At 70.7% G+C, this 21,741-nt stretch carries 22 protein-coding genes; 7 read left to right on the top strand and 15 right to left on the bottom strand.

The annotated features are described in order from the left end of the window. Positions 1 to 26: 26 nt before the first annotated feature. The 3 genes from G472_RS0108655 to G472_RS0108665 all read right to left on the bottom strand — a co-directional run bounded on the left by G472_RS0108655 (position 27) and on the right by G472_RS0108665 (position 3,284). Positions 27 to 1,025 (bottom strand): TAXI family TRAP transporter solute-binding subunit, encoded by a 999-nt coding sequence (locus G472_RS0108655; RefSeq protein WP_029008060.1) that lies wholly within the window; start codon positions 1,023 to 1,025, stop codon positions 27 to 29. Between the two features lie 64 nt (positions 1,026 to 1,089). Next, positions 1,090 to 1,938, bottom strand: coding sequence for a beta-keto acid cleavage family enzyme (locus G472_RS0108660; protein ID WP_029008061.1), 849 nt, complete (start codon positions 1,936 to 1,938; stop codon positions 1,090 to 1,092). Next, positions 1,935 to 3,284: an aspartate aminotransferase family protein gene (locus tag G472_RS0108665; RefSeq protein ID WP_029008062.1), complete on the bottom strand. Its 1,350-nt coding sequence runs from the start codon at positions 3,282 to 3,284 to the stop codon at positions 1,935 to 1,937. The genes G472_RS0108660 and G472_RS0108665 overlap by 4 nt, the downstream gene beginning before the upstream one ends. Positions 3,285 to 3,592: 308 nt before the next feature. Between G472_RS0108665 and G472_RS0108670 the strand changes: the two genes are divergently transcribed. The 7 genes from G472_RS0108670 to G472_RS0108700 all read left to right on the top strand — a co-directional run bounded on the left by G472_RS0108670 (position 3,593) and on the right by G472_RS0108700 (position 10,302). Next, positions 3,593 to 4,279 carry a CBS domain-containing protein gene (locus G472_RS0108670; protein WP_029008063.1) on the top strand — a complete coding sequence of 229 codons (687 nt, stop codon included), beginning with the start codon at positions 3,593 to 3,595 and terminating at the stop codon, positions 4,277 to 4,279. Positions 4,280 to 4,392: 113 nt separating this feature from the next. Then, positions 4,393 to 5,568, top strand: coding sequence for a M20 aminoacylase family protein (locus G472_RS0108675; RefSeq protein ID WP_029008064.1), 1,176 nt, complete (start codon positions 4,393 to 4,395; stop codon positions 5,566 to 5,568). Continuing rightward, positions 5,565 to 6,032, top strand: a complete 468-nt coding sequence (locus G472_RS0108680) for an L-2-amino-thiazoline-4-carboxylic acid hydrolase (protein ID WP_029008065.1) — start codon at positions 5,565 to 5,567, stop codon at positions 6,030 to 6,032. Before G472_RS0108675 ends, G472_RS0108680 begins: the two co-directional genes overlap by 4 nt. A gap of 83 nt (positions 6,033 to 6,115) precedes the next feature. After that, positions 6,116 to 7,405 carry an ABC transporter substrate-binding protein gene (locus tag G472_RS0108685; RefSeq protein ID WP_051340593.1) on the top strand — a complete coding sequence of 430 codons (1,290 nt, stop codon included), beginning with the start codon at positions 6,116 to 6,118 and terminating at the stop codon, positions 7,403 to 7,405. A 13-nt stretch (positions 7,406 to 7,418) separates the two neighbouring features. Beyond that, positions 7,419 to 8,324, top strand: a complete 906-nt coding sequence (locus tag G472_RS32075) for a carbohydrate ABC transporter permease (protein ID WP_035691644.1) — start codon at positions 7,419 to 7,421, stop codon at positions 8,322 to 8,324. Beyond that, positions 8,321 to 9,136: a carbohydrate ABC transporter permease gene (locus tag G472_RS0108695; RefSeq protein ID WP_029008067.1), complete on the top strand. Its 816-nt coding sequence runs from the start codon at positions 8,321 to 8,323 to the stop codon at positions 9,134 to 9,136. Before G472_RS32075 ends, G472_RS0108695 begins: the two co-directional genes overlap by 4 nt. 8 nt (positions 9,137 to 9,144) lie before the next feature. Next, entirely contained in the window at positions 9,145 to 10,302 is a 1,158-nt protein-coding gene (locus G472_RS0108700) for an ABC transporter ATP-binding protein (protein ID WP_029008068.1), read from the top strand. Here the strand turns inward: G472_RS0108700 and ureG are convergent. The 12 genes from ureG to urtA all read right to left on the bottom strand — a co-directional run bounded on the left by ureG (position 10,265) and on the right by urtA (position 21,229). After that, positions 10,265 to 10,912, bottom strand: coding sequence for an urease accessory protein UreG (gene ureG, locus G472_RS0108705; protein ID WP_051340594.1), 648 nt, complete (start codon positions 10,910 to 10,912; stop codon positions 10,265 to 10,267). The two genes, G472_RS0108700 and ureG, sit on opposite strands and share 38 nt — an antisense overlap. Continuing rightward, complete coding sequence (locus G472_RS0108710) at positions 10,909 to 11,643, bottom strand: urease accessory protein UreF (RefSeq protein ID WP_342667912.1); 735 nt, start codon at positions 11,641 to 11,643, stop codon at positions 10,909 to 10,911. The genes ureG and G472_RS0108710 overlap by 4 nt, the downstream gene beginning before the upstream one ends. Further along, the gene (ureE, locus tag G472_RS0108715) at positions 11,627 to 12,088 is read right to left on the bottom strand and encodes an urease accessory protein UreE (protein WP_029008071.1); all 462 of its coding nucleotides are present in this window, start codon (positions 12,086 to 12,088) and stop codon (positions 11,627 to 11,629) included. Before ureE ends, G472_RS0108710 begins: the two co-directional genes overlap by 17 nt. A gap of 12 nt (positions 12,089 to 12,100) precedes the next feature. Further along, entirely contained in the window at positions 12,101 to 13,810 is a 1,710-nt protein-coding gene (gene ureC / locus G472_RS0108720; protein WP_029008072.1) for an urease subunit alpha, read from the bottom strand. Positions 13,811 to 13,835: 25 nt separating this feature from the next. Beyond that, entirely contained in the window at positions 13,836 to 14,141 is a 306-nt protein-coding gene (locus tag G472_RS0108725) for an urease subunit beta (protein ID WP_029008073.1), read from the bottom strand. Between the two features lie 8 nt (positions 14,142 to 14,149). Continuing rightward, a complete protein-coding gene (locus G472_RS0108730; RefSeq protein WP_029008074.1) occupies positions 14,150 to 14,452 on the bottom strand; it encodes an urease subunit gamma in 303 nt (100 codons plus the stop codon). Between the two features lie 12 nt (positions 14,453 to 14,464). Further along, positions 14,465 to 15,298: an urease accessory protein UreD gene (locus G472_RS32080; RefSeq protein WP_035691647.1), complete on the bottom strand. Its 834-nt coding sequence runs from the start codon at positions 15,296 to 15,298 to the stop codon at positions 14,465 to 14,467. Between the two features lie 136 nt (positions 15,299 to 15,434). Then, the gene (gene urtE / locus G472_RS0108740) at positions 15,435 to 16,130 is read right to left on the bottom strand and encodes an urea ABC transporter ATP-binding subunit UrtE (RefSeq protein WP_029008075.1); all 696 of its coding nucleotides are present in this window, start codon (positions 16,128 to 16,130) and stop codon (positions 15,435 to 15,437) included. A 1-nt stretch (position 16,131) separates the two neighbouring features. After that, the gene (urtD, locus tag G472_RS0108745; RefSeq protein WP_084536532.1) at positions 16,132 to 16,986 is read right to left on the bottom strand and encodes an urea ABC transporter ATP-binding protein UrtD; all 855 of its coding nucleotides are present in this window, start codon (positions 16,984 to 16,986) and stop codon (positions 16,132 to 16,134) included. Next, on the bottom strand, positions 16,961 to 18,100 hold the full coding sequence (urtC, locus tag G472_RS0108750; RefSeq protein ID WP_084536533.1) for an urea ABC transporter permease subunit UrtC: 1,140 nt from the start codon (positions 18,098 to 18,100) through the stop codon (positions 16,961 to 16,963). Before urtC ends, urtD begins: the two co-directional genes overlap by 26 nt. A gap of 106 nt (positions 18,101 to 18,206) precedes the next feature. Further along, a complete protein-coding gene (gene urtB / locus G472_RS0108755) occupies positions 18,207 to 19,832 on the bottom strand; it encodes an urea ABC transporter permease subunit UrtB (protein ID WP_029008078.1) in 1,626 nt (541 codons plus the stop codon). 116 nt (positions 19,833 to 19,948) lie between these two features. After that, a complete protein-coding gene (gene urtA, locus G472_RS0108760; protein WP_029008079.1) occupies positions 19,949 to 21,229 on the bottom strand; it encodes an urea ABC transporter substrate-binding protein in 1,281 nt (426 codons plus the stop codon). Positions 21,230 to 21,741 lie beyond the last annotated feature (512 nt).

Genomic DNA, 21,741 nt, shown 5'->3' on the forward strand with positions numbered 1-21,741 from the left:
CCGGGGGAGGGAGCGGGTGGTCGGCGTCACTGCTGCGCGGCGCCGTTCAGAAGGCCGGCTTCCCGGAAGTAGCGCTCGGCGCCGGGATGCAGCGGCACCGACAGGGAGGCCTGCGTCATCTCCTTCCTGTCCAGCGACGCGAACGCGGGGTGGAGCTGCTGGAAGTCGGCGAAGTTCTCGAACACCGCCTTGGTGAGGACATAGACGTGCTCCTCCGGCGTGTCGGCCGACGTGACCAGCGTGGCGCGCACGCCGAAGGTCCGCGCATCGTCCGGGTTGTTGCGGTACATGCCGCCGGGGATCGTCGCCTCGGCGTAGTAGGGATTGTCCGACACCAGCTTGCTCACCGCGTCGTTGGCGACGTTGACCAGCACGGTGTCGCAGGCGGTCGTCGCCTCCTGGATCGAACCGTTGGGATGGCCGACGGCGTAGACGATGGCGTCCACCTTGTTGTCGCACAGCGCCTGCGCCTGCTCGGCCGGCCGCAGCTCCGAGGCCAGGGAGAAGTCGCTCATGGTCCAGCCCATGGCGCTGAGCAGCACTTCGGTGGTGCCGCGCTGGCCGGAACCGGGGTTGCCGACGTTGACGCGCTTGCCCCGCAGCTCCTCGAAGTTGCGGGCGTTGGCGTCGGCGCGGGCGACGACGGTGTAGGGCTCGGGATGCAGCGAGAAGACGGCGCGCAGCTTCTCGTTCTTCTTGCCCTCGAACTGCGAGGTGCCCTCATAGGCGTGATACTGCCAGTCCGACTGGACGACGCCGAACTCGATCTCGCCCTGCTGGATGGCGTTCAGGTTGTAGATGGAGCCACCCGTGGATTCGGCCGAGCAGCGCACGCCGTGCTCCCGGCGGTCCTTGTTCACCAGGCGGCAGATGGCGCCGCCGGCGGGGTAATAGACGCCGGTCACGCCGCCGGTGCCGATGGTGATGAACCGATCCTGCGCCACGGCTTCGGGCGCCACCAGGGCGGTCCCCGCGGCAAGCGCAACGGCCAGGCCGGCGCCGGCGAACAGTTTCGTGATGGTCATCGTGGTCTCCCTCCGTGATCGTCGATGGTCCGCCCGCGGCGTGCCCGCCGGGCGGTTTTGGGCGCTACCGGGAGTGGTGCGCCAGGATGCGCCGGGCGGTGTCGGCATCGGCCGGCGGCCGCCCGATGGCGCGGGCCGCTCCGGCGACGACCGACACCAGGTCGGCGTTGCCGGCCGCCGGCGTTCCATCCGGCAGCCGAAGGTTGTTCTCGAACCCGACGCGGGCGTGCCCGCCCATGGCTATGGCGGCGCCGGCGCAGGCGGCTTCCTCGGCACCGAAGGCGCACACCGCCCAGTCCCCGCCGCCATCCGTCCAGGCCGTCAGAAAGGGGCAGAGGTCGCTGGGCCGCCCGTCCGCCCCGCCGCCGTAGCGGCCGAGCACGAACAGCACCGACGGTGCGGGTTCGGGAACCACGCCGCGGCGGCTGAGATCGACCAGCCGCAGCACCTCGTCGGGGCCGTAGGTGATGTACTGCACCAGGGTGCCGGCGCGGTGCAGCTCCTCCAGGAAGGCGCCGGCCTCGGGCTCCGCCGCGACGTCGGGGATCAACTCCCGCACCGCCAGCGACACCGCCTCGGGCCGCACCGACCGGGTCACCGCCATCTGGGCGTGGCGGTCGTACAGACCCACCGCCTCGGTGGTGATCTGCAGGATCATCGATTCGCCCACCGCGTCACGCACGGCGGCCAGCGCGTCGCGGTAGGCGTCGGCGTCCAGGATGTGGCGCCCCCGGGAGTCGCGCACGTGCAGGTGCAGCAGGCTGGCGCCCGCGTCGCGGCACTCCGCCGCGGTGCGCGCCAGCTCCGCCGGGGTCATGGGCAGGGCCGGATGGTCGGCCTTGGTGCGGCGGGCCCCGTTGGGGGCCACCATGAGGATCAGCGGCGTTCGGGCCGGCGGAATCGGCGGAGTCACCGCAGGGGCTCCCCGGTGGCGTCGGCGATGGCCGCGGCCAGGCGGTCGGCGATGACCTCCACGTCGTCAGGGGTCACGATGAAGGGTGGCGCCAGCAGCACATGGTCGCCGCGGCGGCCGTCGACGGTACCGCCCATGGGATAGCACATCAGGCCGCGCTCGAAGGCCGCCTCCTTCAGGGCGGCGTTGATCCGCCGCTCCGGGGCGAAGGGCTCGCGGGTGCCGCGGTCGGCCACCAGCTCGACCCCGACGAACAGGCCGCGGCCGCGGATGTCGCCGGCGTGGGGATGGCGGTCCAGGCGTTGCGTCAGGGCGTCGCGCAACTGCGCACCCCGCTGCCGCACCGCGTCCAGAAGCCCGTCGTCGACGATCCGCCGGCGCACCGCCAGCGCCGCCGCCGCCGCGGTGGCGTGGCCCATGTAGGTGTGGCCGTGCTGGAAGAAGCCGCTGCCCCGCCGGATCGCCTCGACGATGGTCTGCGTCACCATCACCGCGCCGATGGGCTGGTATCCGGCCCCCAGCCCCTTGGCGATCACCAGCAGGTCGGGCACCACCCCCTCCTGCGCGCAGGCGAAGAGGGTGCCGGTGCGGCCCATGCCGCACATCACCTCGTCGGCGATGAACAGCACGCCGTAGCGGTCGCAGATCGCGCGGATGCGCCGGAAGTAGCCGGGCACCGCGGGCACCGCGCCCATGGTGGCGCCGACCACCGGTTCGGCGATGAAGGCGGCGACGGTGTCGGGACCGGCCTCCTGGATGGCCGTCTCCAGCTCGTCGGCGACGCGGCGGCCGTAGGCGTCCTCGCTCTCGTCCTCGCGGCGGTCGCGGTAGGCGTAGCAGGGGGCGATGTGCGTCGCGGGAGCCAGCATCGGCTCGAACGGTGCCCGGCGCCAGGCGTTGCCCCCGACGGCGAGCGCCCCCAGCGTGTTGCCGTGATAGCTCTGGCGCCGCGCGATGATGCGGTGGCGCGTCGGCTGGCCGATCTCCAGGAAGTATTGGCGGGCCAGCTTCAGCGCCGCCTCCACCCCCTCCGACCCGCCGGAGACGAGATAGACCGAGTCCGGTGAGTCGGAGCCCAGCTCGCGCGCGGCGTCGCCCGCCAGCGCCGCCGCCAGATCCTCCGCCGCCGCCGTGGTGAAGAAGGAGCTGTGAACATACGCCAGCCGGTCCGCCTGGTCGCGAATCGCCGCCCGCACCGCCGCATCGGAATGCCCCAGGCACGACACGGCGGCCCCGCCGGAGGCGTCGATGTAACGCCGCCCCTGGCGATCGATCACGTGAATGCCGTCCCCGGCAACGGCTTCGCGGTAATCCGACCGCAGACTGCGGTGGAAGACGTGGGTCAAGCGCTGTCCCTTCCCTGCTTCCGGGGCCATTCCCCGCATGCCGGCGCCATTGTCGGCGCTCGTTGTGCCGATAACCTTAGCCTCACCCGGAAAGGCCCGGCAACGCCGTGCGGCGGTTTCGGCCGAAAGAGTCCGGCGCCTAGACGCAATTTCGGACCTGTCCGAACCGCCTATGCCCAACCCGCCGAAGGGCCGGCGAAGGGATCGGCAACCCCAAACACGGGGTTTCTTTGGGATTCGGTATGTGGCATACCAATAGGCCTTATTGGGGGGAAATGGCCGGCGATCGGCCGAACAGGAGAAGAGAGATGAAAGCCAAGGATGTCATGACCTCGCCCGTGATCACCGTCACGGCCGACACCGCGGTGGCCGATGTCGCAGCACTCCTGCTGGAACGGCGGATCAGCGGTGCGCCCGTCGTGGAGCCGGACGGCCGTCTGGTCGGCATCGTCACCGAGGGCGACCTGCTGCACCGCGCCGAGACCGGCACCGAGCGCCGCCGCTCGCGCTGGCTGGAGCTGATCACCGGCCGCGGGGCGTCGGCAAGCGATTTCGTGAAGTCGCACGGCCGGCGCGTCGCCGACGTGATGACCCGGCCCGTCCACGCGGTCGGGCCGGACACCGAACTGGCGGAGATCGCCAGCCTGATGGAGCGCGAGCGCATCAAGCGCGTGCCCGTGTGCGAGGACGGCCGCATCGTCGGCATCGTCAGCCGCGCCAACCTGCTGCACGGCCTGGTCGCCTACCGCCATGGCCAGGCGGAGCCGCTGCCCTCCGGCGACGACGAGATCCGCCGCCACCTGACCGAGCAGCTCGCCCACGAGCATTGGATCAACGCCAACAAGATCAACATCGTCGTCGCCGGCGGCGTCGTCCACCTGTGGGGCGAGGTGGAGAACGACGAGCAGCGCCGGGCCCTGCGCGTCGCCGCCGAGAGCGTGCCCGGCGTGCGCGGCGTCGAGGAGCACCTGCACCGCCACCGCTGGGTCGAGTGATACGGCCGGCCGTCGACACCCCGCCGGCGGCGGGTCTATGGTAGCCGCAACCATGGACAACGTTTGCGGGCTCCCTCCCCCCGGAGGGAGCCCGGCGACGGGAGAGGACGGAGATGGTCGAACTGGTACCCGGCGTCGCGGCGCTGGAGACGGAGATGCGTGCCTGGCGTCACGACCTGCACGCGCACCCCGAAACCGCCTTCGAGGAGCATCGCACCGGCGATGTGGTGGCGGAGAAGCTGGCCTCCTTCGGGCTGGAGGTGCACCGCGGCCTGGGCGGCACCGGCGTGGTCGGGGTGCTGCGCAACGGCGACGGCCCGGCCGTCGCGCTGCGCGCCGACATGGACGCCCTGCACATTCACGAAGAAACGAACGTCCCCCACCGCTCCCGTCATCCCGGGCGGATGCACGCCTGCGGCCACGACGGCCACACCACCATGCTGCTGGGGGCGGCCCGCTGCCTGGCGGAGAATCCGACCTTCCGCGGCACGCTGGCCTTCATCTTCCAGCCCGCCGAGGAGAACGAGGGCGGCGGCCGGGCGATGGTCGAGCAGGGTCTGTTCGAGAAGTTCCCCGTCGACGCCGTTTACGGCATGCACAATTGGCCGGGCCTGGAGGTGGGGCGGGTTGCCCTGCGGCCGGGGCCGATGATGGCCGCCTTCGACACCTTCGAGCTGACCCTGACCGGCAAGGGAACCCACGCGGCGATGCCGCATCTGGGCTCCGATGCGGTGGTGGCGGCGGCGCAGATCGTCGGCGCCTTCCAGACCATTCCCAGCCGCAACGTCCACCCAGTGGATGCCGCGGTGGTCAGCGTCACCCAGTTCCACGCCGGTGACACCTGGAACGTCATCCCGCAGCAGGTGGTGATGCGCGGCACCACCCGGACCTTCCGTGCGGAGGTGCAGGACCTGGTGGAACGGCGCATGCGCGAGATCGCCACCGCCATTGCCGGGGCCTACGGCATCGAGGCCCACCTGCGCTACGAGCGGCGCTACCCCGCCACCGTCAACACCGCCGTCGAGACCGAACGGGCGCGCGCCGCCGCCGCCCGCGTGGTGGGGGACGCGGCCATTGACCCCGACCCGATGCCCAGCATGGGGGCGGAGGATTTCGCCTTCATGCTGAACGAGCGGCCGGGCTGCTACGTCTGGCTGGGCGCCGGGCCCGCCGACGGCGGCCGCAACCTGCATTCCCCCCACTACGACTTCAACGACGCGATCCTGGCGATCGGCGCCAGCTATTGGGTGCGCCTGGCCGAGACCGTCCTGCCGAAGGACGCCGCATGAGCCCGATGTCCATCCTGGAACGCCGCCGCATCGAGGCGGAGGTGCTGAAGCCCGTCTATGAGGAGATGGCCGCGCGCTTCGGCGAAACCGTGGCGCAGGAGGTGCTGGGGGCGGCCATCGAGAAGGCCGCCATCGCCCACGCCCGGAGCTTTGCCGAGGGCGAGACGAGCCTGCAGAGCTTCGCCGACCTGATCCCCCTGTGGCAGAAGGACGACGCCCTGCAAATCGACGTGACGCGCCGCGACGACGCGCACTTCGACTTCGACGTCAGGCGCTGCCGCTACGCCGAGATGTACCGCTCCATGGGGCTGGGGCACATCGGCCACCTGCTGTCGTGCAACCGGGACGGCGCCTTCTGCACCGGCTACGACCCGAAGCTCAGGCTGACGCGCACGCAGACCATCATGGGCGGTGCCGACCACTGCGACTTCCGCTACACCTACGAGGCCGATCCCAAGGAGTAGCCGGAAAAGCCTGTCCGTTCGTCGGGTTCCCGGGCGCGGGCCGCGCCGCTAGCCTTCCTCGACAGGACGCGAGGGAGGGAACGATGCCGCTCGACACCGGGATACGCCGTCTCGCCGCGGCCGCGGCCCTGCTCGCCGGTGCCGCCGCCGCCCCGCCGGCGGCGGCGCAGACGACCGTCACTATCGCCTGCTCGGCGCTCGGCATCGGCCACCAGCTCTGCCGTGAGGGGGCCGAGGCATGGGCGCAGGAGACCGGCAACGCCGTGCGCTTCGTCGCCACACCCAAGAGCGCCACCGACCAGCTCGCCCTCTACCAGCAGCTCCTGGCCGCCGGGTCGGCGGACATTGACGTCTTCCAGATCGACGTGGTGTGGCCGGGCATTCTCGGCGACCATTTCCTCGATCTGGCGGATCACATCGACCCGGCCGCTGCCGGCGAGCACCTGCCGGTGCTGGTGGAGACGGCAACGGTTGACGGACGCCTGGTCGCCCTGCCCTGGTTCATCGACATGGGTCTGCTCTACTACCGCGAGGACCTGTTGCGCCGGCATGGCCGGCCGGTGCCGACGACCTGGGCGGACCTGGAACAGACCGCCCGCCTGATCCGGGACGCGGAGCGGGCGGCCGGCAACGACCGGATGTGGGGCTATGTCTGGCAGGGCCGCGCCTACGAGGGGCTGACGGTCAACGCGCTGGAATGGATCGACAGCTTCGGCGGCGGCACGATCGTCGGCGACGACGGAGCGGTCACCGTGAACAACCCCCAGGCGGTCGAGGCGCTGGCGACCGCGGCCGGCTGGGTCGGGACGATCACGCCGCAGGGCGTGCTGAACTACACCGAGGAGGAGGCGCGCGGCGCCTTCCAGTCCGGCAACGCCGTATTCATGCGCAACTGGCCGTACGCGTGGCCGCTGGTCAACGGCAGCGACAGTCCCGTCAAAGGGATGGTGGGCGTCGCCCCGTTGCCCCGGGGCGGGACCGACGGCAAGCACACCGGCGCCCTCGGCGGGCAGATGCTGGCGGTCAACCGCATGTCCGCCGTCCCCGACGCGGCCGCCGACCTCGTCCGCCACCTGACCGGCGCACAGGAGCAGAAGCGCCGCGCAATGAGGGGCGGTTACAACCCGACCCGTCCCGCGCTCTACGAGGACGCCGACCTGATCGCCGTCAACCCGGTGGTGGCCGATCTGGCGGGGGCACTTCCGGGTGCCGTCGCCCGCCCCTCCCGACAGGCGGGGCAGCTTTACAACCAGCTCTCGGCCGAACTGTACCAGGCCGTCCACCGCGTGCTGTCCGGTTCGGCGGAGGCCGCGGACGCGCTCGCCGGGCTGGAGCGATCGCTGGAGCGTTTGAACCGGCGCAGCCGCCGGTAGGGCGGGGCCGCCGATGGCGCACGGCTCCGCCCTCGCCCGCGAGCGCCGCCGCGCCGCCGCGCTGTTTCTCGCTCCCATGCTGGCGGTGCTGGCGCTGGTGGCGGTGTGGCCGCTGGCGCGCACGGTGTATTTCTCGTTCACCGACGCCACGCTCGGCAGCCTCGACAGTTACGTCATCGTCGGCGTCGAGAACTATCGGTGGCTCGCGGAAGATCCGGACTGGTGGAGGGCGGTACGGAACACCGTGGTCTTCACCGTGGTGTCGGTGACGCTGGAGACGATGCTGGGCCTCGTCATCGCCCTGGCTCTCAACGCCCGCCTGCCCGGCCGCGGGCTGCTGCGGGCGGCGGTGCTGATCCCCTGGGCGATCCCGACCGTGGTGTCGGCGCAGATGTGGGGATGGATGTTCCACGACCTCTACGGCGTCGTGAACGAGGCGCTGCTGGCCGCGGGACTGATCGCAGCCCCGAAGGCATGGACTGCCGACCCGGACCTGTCCATGACCGCCGTGGTCCTGGTCGACGTGTGGAAGGCCACGCCGTTCATGACGCTGCTGATCCTGGCGGCGCTTCAGATGCTGCCGCGCGACCTCTACGAGGCGGCGCGGGTGGACGGAATCCACCCCGTGCGCGTCTTCTTCCGCGTCACCCTGCCGCTGATCCGCCCGGCCCTGATGGTGGCGGTGATCTTCCGCACGCTGGACGCGCTGCGCGTCTTCGACCTGATGTACGTTCTGACCGGCAACATCCGGGAGACCATGTCCATGTCGGTGTACGCGCGCCGGCAGCTCATCGATTTTCAGGACATCGGCTACGGCTCCGCCGCCGCCACGGCGCTGTTCCTGGTGGTGGCCCTGATCACCGTGACGACCATCACGCTGGGCCGTGTACGGCCGGGCGGAAAGGGGGGCTCCGGATGAAACGCCTCCTCTTCGCCCTCCTCCTCGCCGCCATCGTCTTCTACACGGTGTTCCCGTTCTACTGGGCCATCGTGTCGTCGCTGAAGTCGGGCAGCGCGCTGTTCATCGTGGAAGCGTGGCCGGCCGACCCCACCCTCGCCAACTATGCGGCGGTGTTCCGGGGCCAGCCGTTCGGACGGAGCATCCTGAACTCGCTTCTGGTGGCATCGGGCGTCGTGGGCGTATCGCTGGCCCTGGCGGTGACGGCGTCGTACGCGCTGGGGCGGGTGGCGTTCCGCGGCCGGTCGCTGCTGCTTCTGTCGATCCTGTCGGTGTCCATGTTCCCGCAGGTGGCCGTGCTGTCCGGTCTGTTCGAACTGGTGCGGGCACTCGGCCTCTACAACAGCCTGTGGGGGCTGGGGCTGACCTACATGATCTTCACCCTGCCCTTCACGGTCTGGGTGCTGACGACCTTCATGCGGGAACTGCCGCGGGAACTGGAGGAGGCGGCCATCGTCGACGGCGCAACGCCGTGGGTGATCGTGACGCGGATCTTCCTTCCGCTGCTGGGTCCGGCACTGGCGGCAACGGGTCTGCTGGCGTTCATCACCGCGTGGAACGAGTTCCTGTTCGCGCTGACCTTCACGTTGACCGACGACCGGCGCACGGTGCCCGTCGCCATTGCGCTGATGTCGGGTGCATCCGCGTTCGAGCTGCCCTGGGGCCAGGTGATGGCGGCCTCGGTCGTCGTCACCGTGCCGCTGATCGCGCTGGTCCTGGTGTTCCAGCGCCGCATCGTCTCCGGCCTCACCGCCGGCGCGGTCAAAGGATAGGAGGGGGAATGGCGGCGGTGGAACTGCGCGGGGTGCGCAAGGCCTTCGGGCGGACAGCGGTGATCCACGGCATCGACCTGGAGATCCGCGACAACGAGTTCATGGTGTTCGTCGGGCCGTCGGGCTGCGGCAAGTCCACGCTGCTGCGCCTGATCGCCGGGCTGGAGGACGCCGACGGCGGCGACATCCTGATCGGCGGCGCAGAGGTCAACGACGTGCCGCCGGCCGGGCGCGGCATCGCCATGGTCTTCCAGTCCTACGCCCTCTACCCGCACATGAGCGTGTACGAGAACATGGCCTTCGGTCTGACGCTGGCGCGCACGGCCCGCCACACCGTGGAGGATCGGGTGCGCGCCGCCGCCCGCACCCTGCGGATCGAAGACCTTCTGCACCGCAAGCCGCGGGAACTGTCGGGCGGACAGCGCCAGCGTGTCGCCATCGGCCGCGCCATCGTGCGCGAGCCGCGGGTGTTCCTGTTCGACGAACCGCTGTCCAACCTGGACGCCGCATTGCGCGTTGCCATGCGCATCGAGATCGCCGAGCTGCGCCGACAGATCGGCGCCACCATGGTGTACGTCACCCACGACCAGGTTGAGGCGATGACCCTGGCCGACCGCATCGCCGTGCTGAACGCCGGGCGGTTGGAGCAGGTGGGGACGCCCATGGACCTGTACCACCACCCTGCCAACACCTTCGTCGCCGGCTTCCTCGGCAGCCCGCGCATGAACCTGCTGGCGGCCACCGTCACGGACGTGAATGGCGCGGCCGTAACCGCAGCCCTTCCCGGCGGCGGACGGGTGCGGATACCGGTGATCGCCGACGGGGTGTCCGCCGGGGACGGCGTGACGCTGGGCGTGCGCCCGCAGCACACGGTGCCCGCCGGTGACGCCGACGCCGTGCTGCCCGGCACGGTCTTCGTGGTGGAACGGCTGGGGGCGGAGACCTTCTGCCACGTCCGGCTGGCGGACGGGCAAGCGGTGGTGACGCAGGCCGCCGGTGACGTCCGGGTCGCCGCCGGCGATCCGCTGGCCGTCGGCATCGCGGCGGATACCGCCCACCTCTTCACCGGCGACGGCCGCGCCCTGCCCCGGCACCGCCGCCACCCCCTGGCCGAGCCGCCGGCCCCCGTCACGCCGGCAGCGGCAGCCCCCCCGCCGTCACGATGAAGCGGATGATCTCGTCCAGGCCCTGGCCGGCCTTGAGGTTGGTGAAGAGGAAGGGGCGCTCGCCGCGCATCTTGCGGGCGTCGCGGTCCATTACCTCCAGGCTGGCCCCCACCAGCGGCGCCAGATCGATCTTGTTGATGACCAGCAGGTCGGAGCGGGTGATGCCCGGCCCGCCCTTGCGCGGGATCTTGTCACCGGCCGACACGTCGATGACGTAGATGGTGATGTCCGCCAGCTCCGGCGAGAAGGTGGCGGCCAGGTTGTCGCCGCCGGACTCGATGAAGATCACGTCCAGGTCGGGAAAGCGGGCGACCATCTGGTCCACGGCGGCCAGATTAATGGACGCGTCCTCGCGGATGGCCGTGTGGGGACAGCCGCCGGTCTCCACCCCCATGATGCGCGACGGGTCGAGCGCGCCGGAGCGGGTCAGGAACTCCGCGTCCTCCTTCGTGTAGATGTCGTTGGTGATGGCGGCGACCTCCCAGCCGTCGCGCATGCGCTTGCACAGCGCGTCGGTCAGCGCGGTCTTGCCGGAACCGACGGGACCGCCGATGCCGACGCGCAGGGGGCCGGAATGGCTCTTCTCGATGGGGGCGGCGGCGAGCGTCATGAGCGGAACAACCTCGTGTATTGGGTTTCGTGAACGGCGGAGGTCCAGTCGACCATCGGCGCACGGCTGCCGAGATCGTCGGGGGAAGCGGACTCGGCCCACGCGGCGTGGCGGGCCACCAGCGGCTCCAGCGCCGCCATGGTCCGCTGTCCGTCGGTCTGGCCCAGCGGCACCAGGCGCACGCCGGCCGACACCAGGTTGGCGACCACGGCGTGCAGGAAGCCGGCCAGCGCGGGCGCGAGGGGAATGCCGGCCAGCGCCGCGCACAGGGCCACCGCGACCGCGTGCGCCGGCGCGCGCCCGGTCCCGGCGATCAGGCCCCGCCAGCGCTCCAGCCCTTCGAGCGGCCACGCCGCGGCCACCGCGCCCAGGAACGCAGTCCCCTGGGCGGAGGATTCCAGCGCCATCTCGCGCGTCCCGCGCAGGCCGTCGGCGCGCTCCAGCGCCCACAGGAAGGCGTCGTCGTCGCCGGCGCTCACCGCCCGGTGCGCGGCGGCGAACAGCACGGCGTCGGTCCGGCCGGCCCCGTGCTCCAGCACGAACCCGGCCCAGTCCGCCAGGGTGGCGCGGTCACGCACCAGCCCCGCCTCCACCGCCGCCTCCAGCCCGTGGCTGTAGGTGTAGGCGCCGGTGGGAAAGGACGGCGACAGCCAGGCGAGGAGGCGGAGCAAAGCGCCCTGCGGCGGTGGCTGCGCCGGGGCCCGACGCGACGCCTCAGTGTCCATGCCCATGGTGCCCGCCGCCGGCGTACGCCCCCTGCTCCGGCGTGAAGGGGGCCTGCACCTCGTGCACATGGGCGCCCAGGCCGTGAAGCATGTCGACGATCACGTGATCCCAAGGCAGGCGCAGCACACCCGGTGCGATCTCCACCGGCAGGTGGCGGTTGCCCAGGTGCCAGGCGACGCGGGCGAACTCCGTGGCGTCGTGGCAGTGCACCTCGGCCAGCCGCTCGGGTGCGGCGCGCACCCGCAGCACGCCGCCGCCGTCCAGTTCCAGCCCGTCGCCATCAGCCAGGACCTGCGCGCGCGGCAGGTCCAGCAGGAACTCCCCGCCCGCGTCGTCGGTCAGCCGCACCCGGCGGCGAAAACGGTCGTCGTAGGCGAGCGTCACGGTGCCGGCGGAGCGGGATTCGTCCCAGGTGCCGGCGGCGTGGACGCAGATGGCGCGGCGAAGCATCGGGTCCCCTCGTCAGAACAGAAAGTAGCGCTGCGCCATGGGCAGCACCGGTGCCGGTTCGCACAGCAGCAGGGCGCCGTCGGCGCGCACCTCGTAGGTCTCGGGATCGACCTCGATGTGCGGGGTGGCACCGTTGTGGACCATGCCGGCCTTGGTGATGGTGCGGCACCCCTCCACCGCCAGGAGTTGCCGGGACAGGCCCAGATGATGGTGGACGCCCTCGTCCAGCGCCGCCTTGCTGACGAAGGTCACGGAGCCGGCGGTGAGGGAGCGGCCGAAGGCGCCGAACATGGGGCGGTAATGCACCGGCTGCGGCGTCGGGATCGAGGCGTTGGGGTCGCCCATGGGGGCGGCGGCGATGGTGCCGCACTTCAGCACCATGTCCGGCTTCACCCCGAAGAAGGCCGGCGACCACACCACCAGGTCGGCCAGCTTGCCCGCCTCGACCGAGCCCACATGGGCGGCGATGCCCTGGGCGAGCGCCGGGTTGATGGTGTACTTGGCGACGTAGCGTTTGACGCGGACGTTGTCGTTGTCGCCCGTCTCCTCCGCCAGGCGGCCGCGCTGCACCTTCATCTTGTGGGCGGTCTGCCAGGTGCGCAGGATCACCTCCCCCACCCGGCCCATCGCCTGGCTGTCGGACGACATCATGGAGATCGCGCCGAGGTCGTGCAGGATGTCCTCGGCGGCGATGGTCTCGCGGCGGATGCGGCTCTCGGCGAAGGCGACGTCCTCGGGGATGCGGCTGTCCAGATGATGGCAGACCATCAGCATGTCCAGGTGCTCGTCCACCGTGTTGACGGTGAAGGGCCGCGTCGGGTTGGTGGAGGACGGCAGGACGTTGCCCAGGCCGCACAGCGTGATGATGTCGGGGGCATGGCCGCCGCCCGCCCCTTCGGTGTGGAAGGCGTGGATGGTGCGGCCCTTGAAGGCGGCGATGGTGTTCTCGACGAAGCCGGATTCGTTCAGCGTGTCGGTGTGGATGGCGACCTGGATGTCGGTCTCCTCCGCCACCGCCAGGCATGTGTCGATGGCCTTGGGCGTGGTGCCCCAATCCTCGTGCAGCTTCAGGCCGCAGACGCCGGCGCGCACCTGTTCCAGCAGGCCGTCGGGACGGGCGGCGTTGCCCTTGCCGAAGAAGCCGAGGTTGATCGGCAGCCCCTCGGCCGCCTGCAGCATGCGGGCGATGTGCCAGGGGCCGGGGGTGCAGGTGGTGGCGCTGGTGCCGGCCGCCGGGCCGGTGCCGCCGCCGAGCATGGTGGTGACGCCGCTGTAGAGCGCCTCGTCCACCTGCTGCGGGCAGATGAAGTGAATGTGGGCGTCGATGCCGCCGGCCGTGATGATCTTGCCCTCGCCGGCGATCACCTCGGTGCCGGGACCGACGACGATGGTGACGCCGGGCTGGACGTCGGGGTTGCCGGCCTTGCCGATGGCGTGGATGCGGCCGTCGCGGATGCCGATGTCGGCCTTGACGATGCCCCCGTGGTCGAGGATGAGGGCGTTGGTGATGACCGTGTCCACGGCCCCTTCGGCGCGGGTCGCCTGCGACTGGCCCATGCCGTCGCGGATCACCTTGCCGCCGCCGAACTTCACCTCCTCGCCATAGACGGTGTGGTCCGCCTCCACCTCGATGATCAGGTCGGTGTCGGCCAGGCGGACGCGGTCGCCGACGGTCGGGCCGTAATGCGCGGCGTAGCCCGCGCGGTCGATGCGGTGTGCCATCTTCCCCTCCGTTGCGCGGGCGCCGTCAGAGCGCGCCTTCGACCTTGCCGTTGAAGCCGTGGACGATGCGGGCGCCGGCGTAGGCCACCAGCGTCACCGGCCGGGTCTGCCCCGGCTCGAACCGCACGGCGGTGCCGGCGGGGATGTCCAGGCGCATGCCCCGCGCCTTCTCGCGGTCGAAGGACAGCCCTTCGTTCGTCTCGTAGAAGTGATAGTGGGAACCGACCTGGATCGGCCGGTCGCCGGTGTTGGCGACGTCGAGCGTCACCGTGGCGCGGCCGGCGTTCAGTTCGATGTCGCCGGGGGCGGTGAAGAGTTCGCCGGGGATCATGGCGGGCCTCAGCGGATCGGGTTGTGGACGGTGACGAGCTTGGTGCCGTCGGGGAAGGTGGCCTCCACCTGGATCTCGTGGATCATCTCGGGGATGCCCTCCATCACCTGCGCGCGGGTCAGCACGGTGGCGCCGTCCCGCATCAGTTCCGCCACCGTGCGGCCGTCGCGCGCGCCCTCGACCACGAAGTCGGTGATCAGCGCCACCGCCTCCGGATGGTTCAGCTTCACGCCGCGTTCCAGCCGGCGGCGCGCCACCACGGCGGCCATGGCCACCAGCAGCTTGTCCTTTTCCCGCGGTGTCAGGTTCATCGCACTCCCCCGTCATACGTGCCACAGGCGCGGCAGCCGGGCCGGCAGGCCCGCCGCTTCCGCCCGGAACGCCGCCCAGAAGCGGCCGAAATCCTCGCGCAGCCGGCGTGCGTCGGCGTTCAGCAGGCGCACCACCAGCACCTCTCCGAGGCAGGTCGCTCCCGCCCGCCCCCCGGTACCATCCAGCAGCGCACGCGCCGTGTCCAGCCGTGCCGGCGCGTCGGGTGCGGCGTAGACGATGGTGCCGAACGCTGTCGCCCCGGCGAATCCGGCGGGATGGTCCAGCAGCGCCGCGACGTCGCCGTCCAGGTGCAGGGCATCGGCCCAGACGAGCCGCCCGTCGCGCCGCACCTCCCAGGCGTCGCGGGCCAGCCCGGTGGCGAATCGCTCGCCCCGCGCGATCCGCCCGAACACCAGCAGCTCCCCCGCCAGCAGCCGCCCGCCGCCGGTGGCGGCCACCGCGGTGGTGCGCCGCAGCCGCGACCGGTCGAACAGGATGGTTTCCTGCGGCAGCCACTCCAGCCAGCCGCCGTCGGCCACCTCCAGCGCCACGTCCATGCGCACGTCGGCGCCGGTGGAGCGGTAGACCTTCTCCGCCGCCTGCGCCGTCACCAGCGCCGCCGCCCCCTCTCCCGCCCGGGCGACGATGTCCAGCCGGTCGCCGCCCACCAGCCCGCCCGAGGTGGTGACCACCACCGCCGTCGGCGGGTCGCCGGCCGCCGGAGTCGGGAACAGCAGGCGCAGCGGATCGTGGTGGTAGAGGTGGGCAAGGCGTGTGCGCCCGCCGGAGTCGCGGGCGAACGCCACCTCGGCAGTGCCGTGGATGGTGAGGCGGGAGGGGGACACGCTCGCGCCGGGCCCCCCTCCTGACCTCCCCCCATCTTCGACGGGGGGAGGAACCGCGCCCTCCCCCGCGGTGCGGGGGAGGGTTGGGTGGGAGCCCGGTGCGACTGCGTCGCGCGAAAAATCCGTCACGGGAACGTCAAACCGTCAAATGCCTGCGCACCTCGGACTCGACCATGTCCGCGGCCGTGCCCGCAAGCACGACTTCGCCGCGGTCCATCACGGCGTAGCGGTCGGCGAGGTCGCGGGCGAACTCGAAATACTGTTCCACCAGCAGGATCGCCATGTCGCCGCGCGCCGCCAGGCGGCGGATCACGTCCTCGATCAGCTTGATGATGGAAGGCTGGATGCCCTCCGTCGGCTCGTCCAGGATGAGGAGCCGCGGCCGCGTCACCAGGGCCCGGGCGATGGCGAGCTGCTGCTGCTGACCGCCCGACAGGTCGCCGCCGCGGCGGCGCAGCATGTCCTTCAGAACGGGGAACAGCTCGAAGATCTCGTCGGGGATGGTGCGCATCTTCGCCGGCAGGGTGGCGAATCCGGTTTGCAGGTTCTCCAGCACCGTCAGGCGCGGGAAGACCTCGCGCCCCTGGGGCACAAAGCCGATGCCGCGCCGGGCCCGTTCGTAGGTGGGCAGCCCGGCGATCTCCGCCCCCTCCCAGCCGATGGAGCCGCGGCGGATCGCCTCCAGCCCCAGCACGGCGCGCAGCAGGCTGGTCTTGCCCACGCCGTTGCGGCCGAGCAGGCAGGTCACCTGCCCCTTGGGCGCCTCCAGCGAGACGCCGCGCAGGGCGTGGCTGGCGCCGTAGTAGAGGTGCACGTTGTCGACGGTCAGCATGTCAGCGCCCCAGATAGACTTCGATGACGCGGTGGTCGTTCTTCACCGTCTCCAGCGAACCCTCGGCCAGCACCGAGCCCTCGTGCAGCACCGTGACCTTGGCGCCCAGGCGCCGCACGAACTCCATGTCATGCTCCACCACCACGACCGAGCGGTCGCGGTTGATGTCGAGGATGAGGTCGGCGGTCTGCTCCGTCTCGTGGTCGGTCATGCCGGCCACCGGCTCGTCCAGCAGCAGGATCTGCGGCTCCTGCATCAGCAGCATGCCGATCTCCAGCCACTGCTTCTGCCCGTGGCTGAGCTGGCCGGCGCGGAAGGCGCGCCGGTCGCCCAGCCCGATCAGCCCCATGATCTCGTCGATGCGGCGCGCCCGGGCGGCGTCCAGGGTGAAGAACAGGGTGCGGAAGGTGCCGCGGTCACACTTCAGGGCCAGTTCCAGGTTCTCGAACACGGTCAGGTGCTCGAACACCGTGGGCTTCTGGAACTTGCGCCCGATGCCCAGGTTGGCGATCCGCGTCTCGTCCAGGCGGGTCAGGTCGGTGTCCGCATCGAAGATGACGTGGCCGCGGTCCGGCTTGGTCTTGCCGGTGATGACGTCCATCATGGTTGTCTTGCCGGCGCCGTTGGGGCCGATGATGGTGCGCAGCTCCCCCTTGGCGATGACGAGCGACAGGTTGTTCAGCGCCCGGAACCCGTCGAAGCTGACGGTCACGCCGTCCAGGTAGAGGACGGTGCCCGCCGCCGCGGCCGGCGCCGCGGCGGTCCGCCGACCGGCCCGGGCCGGCACGGCCGACGCCTTCGGTTCGGCCGCGACGATGGTGCCGTCGCCCTCAGGCACGGTGCTTCTGCGCCACATTCTGGACGCCCTCCCCGATCTTGGCTCGCAGTTGACCCCAAAGGCCGACAATCCCCTTGGGCATGAACAGGGTGACGAGGATGAACAGGCCGCCCAGGAAGAACAGCCACACCTCCGGCGCCAGGCCGGTGAAGACGCTCTTGGCGCCGTTGACGGTGAAGGCGCCGAGGATGGCGCCGAACAGGGTGCCGCGCCCGCCCACCGCCACCCAGATCGCCACCTCGATCGACTGGGCCGGCGAGAATTCCGACGGGTTGATGATGCCCACCTGCGGCACGTAGAGGGCGCCGGCGATCCCCGCCAGCACCGCCGACAGGGTGAAGACGAACAGCTTGGCCGCCGTCACGTCGTAGCCGAGGAAGCGCACCCGGCTCTCCGCGTCGCGGATCGCCATCAGCACCCGGCCCAGCTTGGAGGCCACCACGAAGCGCGCCACCAGGTAGCCCGCCGCCAGCATCACCGCCGAAGCCACGTACAGGGCCACCCGGGTGGCGTCCGATTGCAGCGGGTACCCCAGGATGTCCTTGAAGTCGGTCAGGCCGTTGTTGCCGCCGAAGCCCATCTCGTTGCGGAAGAAGGCCAGCATCAGGGCGAAGGTCATGGCCTGCGTGATGATCGAGAAATAGACCCCGGTGATGCGCGAGCGGAAGGCGAACCAGCCCACCACGAAGGCCAGCGCCGCCGGCACCGCCACGATCATCAGCGCCGTCCACAGCACGCCGTCGAAGCCCCACCAGTACCAGGGCAGCTCCTTCCAGTTGAGGAAGACCATGAAGTCCGGCAGGCCGGCGTTGCCGTAGACGCCGCGCTCGCCGATCTGCCGCATCAGGTGCATGCCCATGGCGTAGCCGCCCAGCGCGAAGAACGCCCCATGGCCGAGCGACAGCGCCCCGGCGTAGCCCCACACCAGGTCGAGGCTGAGCGCCAGCAGCGCGAAGCACAGGTACTTGCCCAGCAGGCTGACCATGTAGGCCGGCACGTGCAGCGGGCTGTCCGGCGGGGTGGCCAGGTGCAGCACCGGAACCAGAACCGCGGCGACCAGCAGCAGCCCGCAGAACACCGACCAGCCGCGTCGGGATTCCAGGGCGAGAAGGCGGGAGGTCAGCGGACCCATGACGCGGTCTCCCGGTTTGCGCGGCGCGCACCGCGGTGCCCTCCCCCGCCTCCGGCGGGGAAGGTGGGCCCGAAGGGACCCGACAAGACGACGTTCCTCATGCGACTCACGCCTCCGCCGCGCGGCCCTTCAGGGCGAACAGGCCCCGCGGACGCTTCTGGATGAACAGGATGATGAAGACCAGCACCAGGATCTTGCCCAGCATGGCGCCGGCGTAGGGTTCGAGGATCTTGTTGACGATGCCCAGGCTCATGGCCCCGGCCAGCACGCCCCACAGGCTGCCCACCCCGCCGAACACCACCACCATGAAGCTGTCGACGATGTACGCCTGGCCCAGGTTGGGGCTGACGTTGCCCACCTGGCTCAGCGCCACCCCGGCCACCCCGGCGATGCCGGAGCCCAGGCCGAAGGTCAGGGCGTCGACCCAGCCGGTGCGGATGCCCATGCCGGCCGCCATGGAGCGGTTCTGGGTGACCGCGCGCATCTGCAGACCGAAGGCGGTGTAACGCAGGGCCAGGGCCACCGCAGCCAGCACGGCCAGGGCGAAGACGATGATGGCGACGCGGTTCCAGGTCAGCACCAGGCCGGGCAGAGCCTCCCACGCGCCGGTCATCCAGGCGGGGTTGGCGACCTCCTTGTTGGGGGCGCCGAAGATGCTGCGCACGACCTGTTGCAGCATCAGCGAGATGCCCCAGGTGGCCAGCAGCGTTTCCAGCGGACGGCCGTAGAGGAAGCGGATGATGCCGCGCTCCAGCGCCACGCCGACGGCGCCGGCCACCAGGAAGGCGGCGGGGATGGAGACGATCAGATAGAGGCCGAACACCCCGTCGGGCAGGAAGGCGCGGAACGCCTCCTGCACCACGAAGGCGGTGTAAGCGCCGAGCATGATCATCTCGCCGTGCGCCATGTTGATGACGCCCATCACGCCGAAGGTGATGGCCAGCCCGATGGCCGCCAGCAGCAGGACCGAACCGAGGCTGAGCCCCTGGAAAAGGTTGAGGGTGATATCGACGATCATCAGGCGCAGCTCGATGCGCTCTACCAGATCGCGGGCGGCGTCGCGCACCCGGGCGTCGGCATCGCTCTCCGCCAGGGGCGCCACCAGGGCGCGCACCTGCGGCGAGAGTTCGCCGCCGGCCAGGGACTCCACGGCCGCCAGGCGGACCGCAGCGTCGGGGCTGGCCAGCGACATCCGCGCCAGCGCCCGCTCCATGAGCGTGCGCACGCCGGGATCGGCTTCGTGCTCCAGGGCGGCGCGCAGCACCCCGGCGGCCTCCGGCGTGGAATCGCGGGCGATGCTCTCCACCGCCGCCCGGCGGCGGGCCGGGTCGGGGTCGGCGATCTCCAGCCGGCCGATGATCGCCGCCAGGGCGGTGCGCAGCACGTTGTTGACGGTGATCTTGGTCAGGTCGCGGCTCGCCGCGGTGCCGAGGTCCGCACCGCTGACCGGGTCGGTCAGGGCGAGATCGCGCCCCGCCCGCTCGCCCAGCACCGGGGCGTCGTCGGCCTTGCGGACGTACAGGTTGCCGGCCGCCATGGCGCGCAGCACCGGCAGGGCGCGCGGATCGCCGGTGGCGGCGAGCGCGTCGGCGGCGGCCGTCTTCTCGGCGAAGCCTTCGACGGCCAGCCCCTTCAGCGCGGCGGCGAACACCGCGTCATCGACCGCACGGGCCGGCGCGGCGGCCGCGACTGCCAGAAGCAGCGCGAAGAACAGCGCGGCGAGTCTCGGCATGGGGAAGCCTCTCGGGTGAAGAAACGGATCAACGAATGAAGGGAATGGCGGCGGGGGTGGCGGGCACGGCCGCGCCGGGGCGTGCCCGGCGCGGCCGTCACCACCGGGTCAGCCGATCACTTGGCGAACTTCGGCTCGGTGCAGTTGCCGCAGACCCACGGGAAGGTCCAGTCGGCGGTCAGCTTGGCGCTCTCGGGGATGAAGGGCGACCAGGCATCGGCCTTGATGGCGGCGTCGGTCTTGGAGACGATCTCGAACTGGCCGTCGGCCTGGATCTCGCCGATCATGACCGGCTTGGACAGGTGATGGTTGGTGTTCATCACGATGTCGTAGCCCGAGGGCGAGCGGACCTTCTGGCCGTACATGGCCTGGCGCACGGCGTCGACGTCGGTGGTGCCGGCCTGCTGAACGGCCTGGGTCCACATCTTGAAGCCGATGTAGTGGGCCTCCATCGGGTCGTTGGTCACGCGCTTGGTGTCCTTGATGAAGGCGTGCCACTGCTTGATGAAGGCGTCGTTCTCGGCCGTGTCCACCGACATGAAGTAGTTCCAGGCGGCGAGGTGGCCAACGAGGTTGCTGGTGTCGATGCCCGCCAGTTCCTCTTCACCCACGGAGAAGGCGACGACCGGGATGTCGGTCGCCTTGATGCCCTGGTTGGCCAGTTCCTTGTAGAAGGGAACGTTGGCGTCGCCGTTGATGGTCGACACCACCGCCGTCTTCTTGCCCGCCGAGGCGAAGCGCTTGATGTCCGCGACGATGGTCTGCCAGTCCGAGTGTCCGAACGGCGTGTAGTTGACCATGATGTCGTCCTTGGGCACGCCCTTGGAGATCAGGAACGCCTCGAGGATCTTGTTGGTGGTGCGCGGGTAGACGTAGTCGGTGCCGGCCAGGACCCAGCGCTTCACCTCACCGCCGTCCGGGCTCATCAGGTATTCCACCGCCGGGATGGCCTGCTGGTTGGGCGCCGCACCGGTGTAGAAGACGTTGCGCGAGGACTCCTCGCCCTCGTACTGCACGGGATAGAACAGCATCCCGTTCAACTCCTCGAACACCGGCAGGACCGACTTGCGGCTGACCGAGGTCCAGCAGCCGAACACTGCGGCCACCTTCTCCTTCTGCAGCAGCTCGCGCGCCTTCTCGGCGAACAGCGGCCAGTTGGAAGCGGGATCGACCACCACCGCCTCGACCTTGCGGCCGAGCAGACCACCCTTCTTGTTCAGGTCGTCCACCATCATCAGGATGGTGTCCTTCAGCGTCGTCTCGCTGATCGCCATCGTGCCCGACAGCGAATGCAGCACGCCGATCTTGATCGGCTCCGCCGCCTGGGCGATCCCCGCCGTCAGTGCGGCGGCAAACGCGCCGCCCAGCGCCAACCCCCTCAGTCCCAGCGCCTTCATGCTCATCTTTTATCCCTCGTACCGGGTGGATGTCTCGGACGGGGGATAGATCGCAAGAGTGGTGCCAACTCTGGCCGGACCGCCGATGCCGGCGCGAAACACCGGGAACAGCAGGGGCAGCCACCCTCCGGCCACTGCCCGGGTGGCCCGCACCCTGCCGATTGCGGTCGAACAATCGCCCAAACAATGAGCATTGCCCACGAATTGATCAAATTATCGGCATGGAATGCCGGTTTGTGTACGCTTCGCAGCCAAAAGTCGATCCGCCCGGGACCATGGCGGGAGATTGCTACCAAGGGTCGGTGGACGGAGCGGATTGCGGTGCCTACGTTACCACCGTCGGTCGCGCAGGCGGCCGACACCGAGCGACAGCCCTGTGGCCTTGCGGGGCCGCGACGCCGCACCCCTACCCTCCGCGCGGCGTGTACCGAGCCGACCGGCTTTTTTCGCCCCGCCCGTCGCTCACCCGCGGCGTCGACCGTTATCGGTCCGACGCCCAGGTGTTTGGCCCA

The sequence above is a fragment of the Azospirillum halopraeferens DSM 3675 genome, from assembly GCF_000429625.1.
In the GTDB taxonomy this organism is placed as follows: Bacteria; Pseudomonadota; Alphaproteobacteria; order Azospirillales; family Azospirillaceae; genus Azospirillum; species Azospirillum halopraeferens.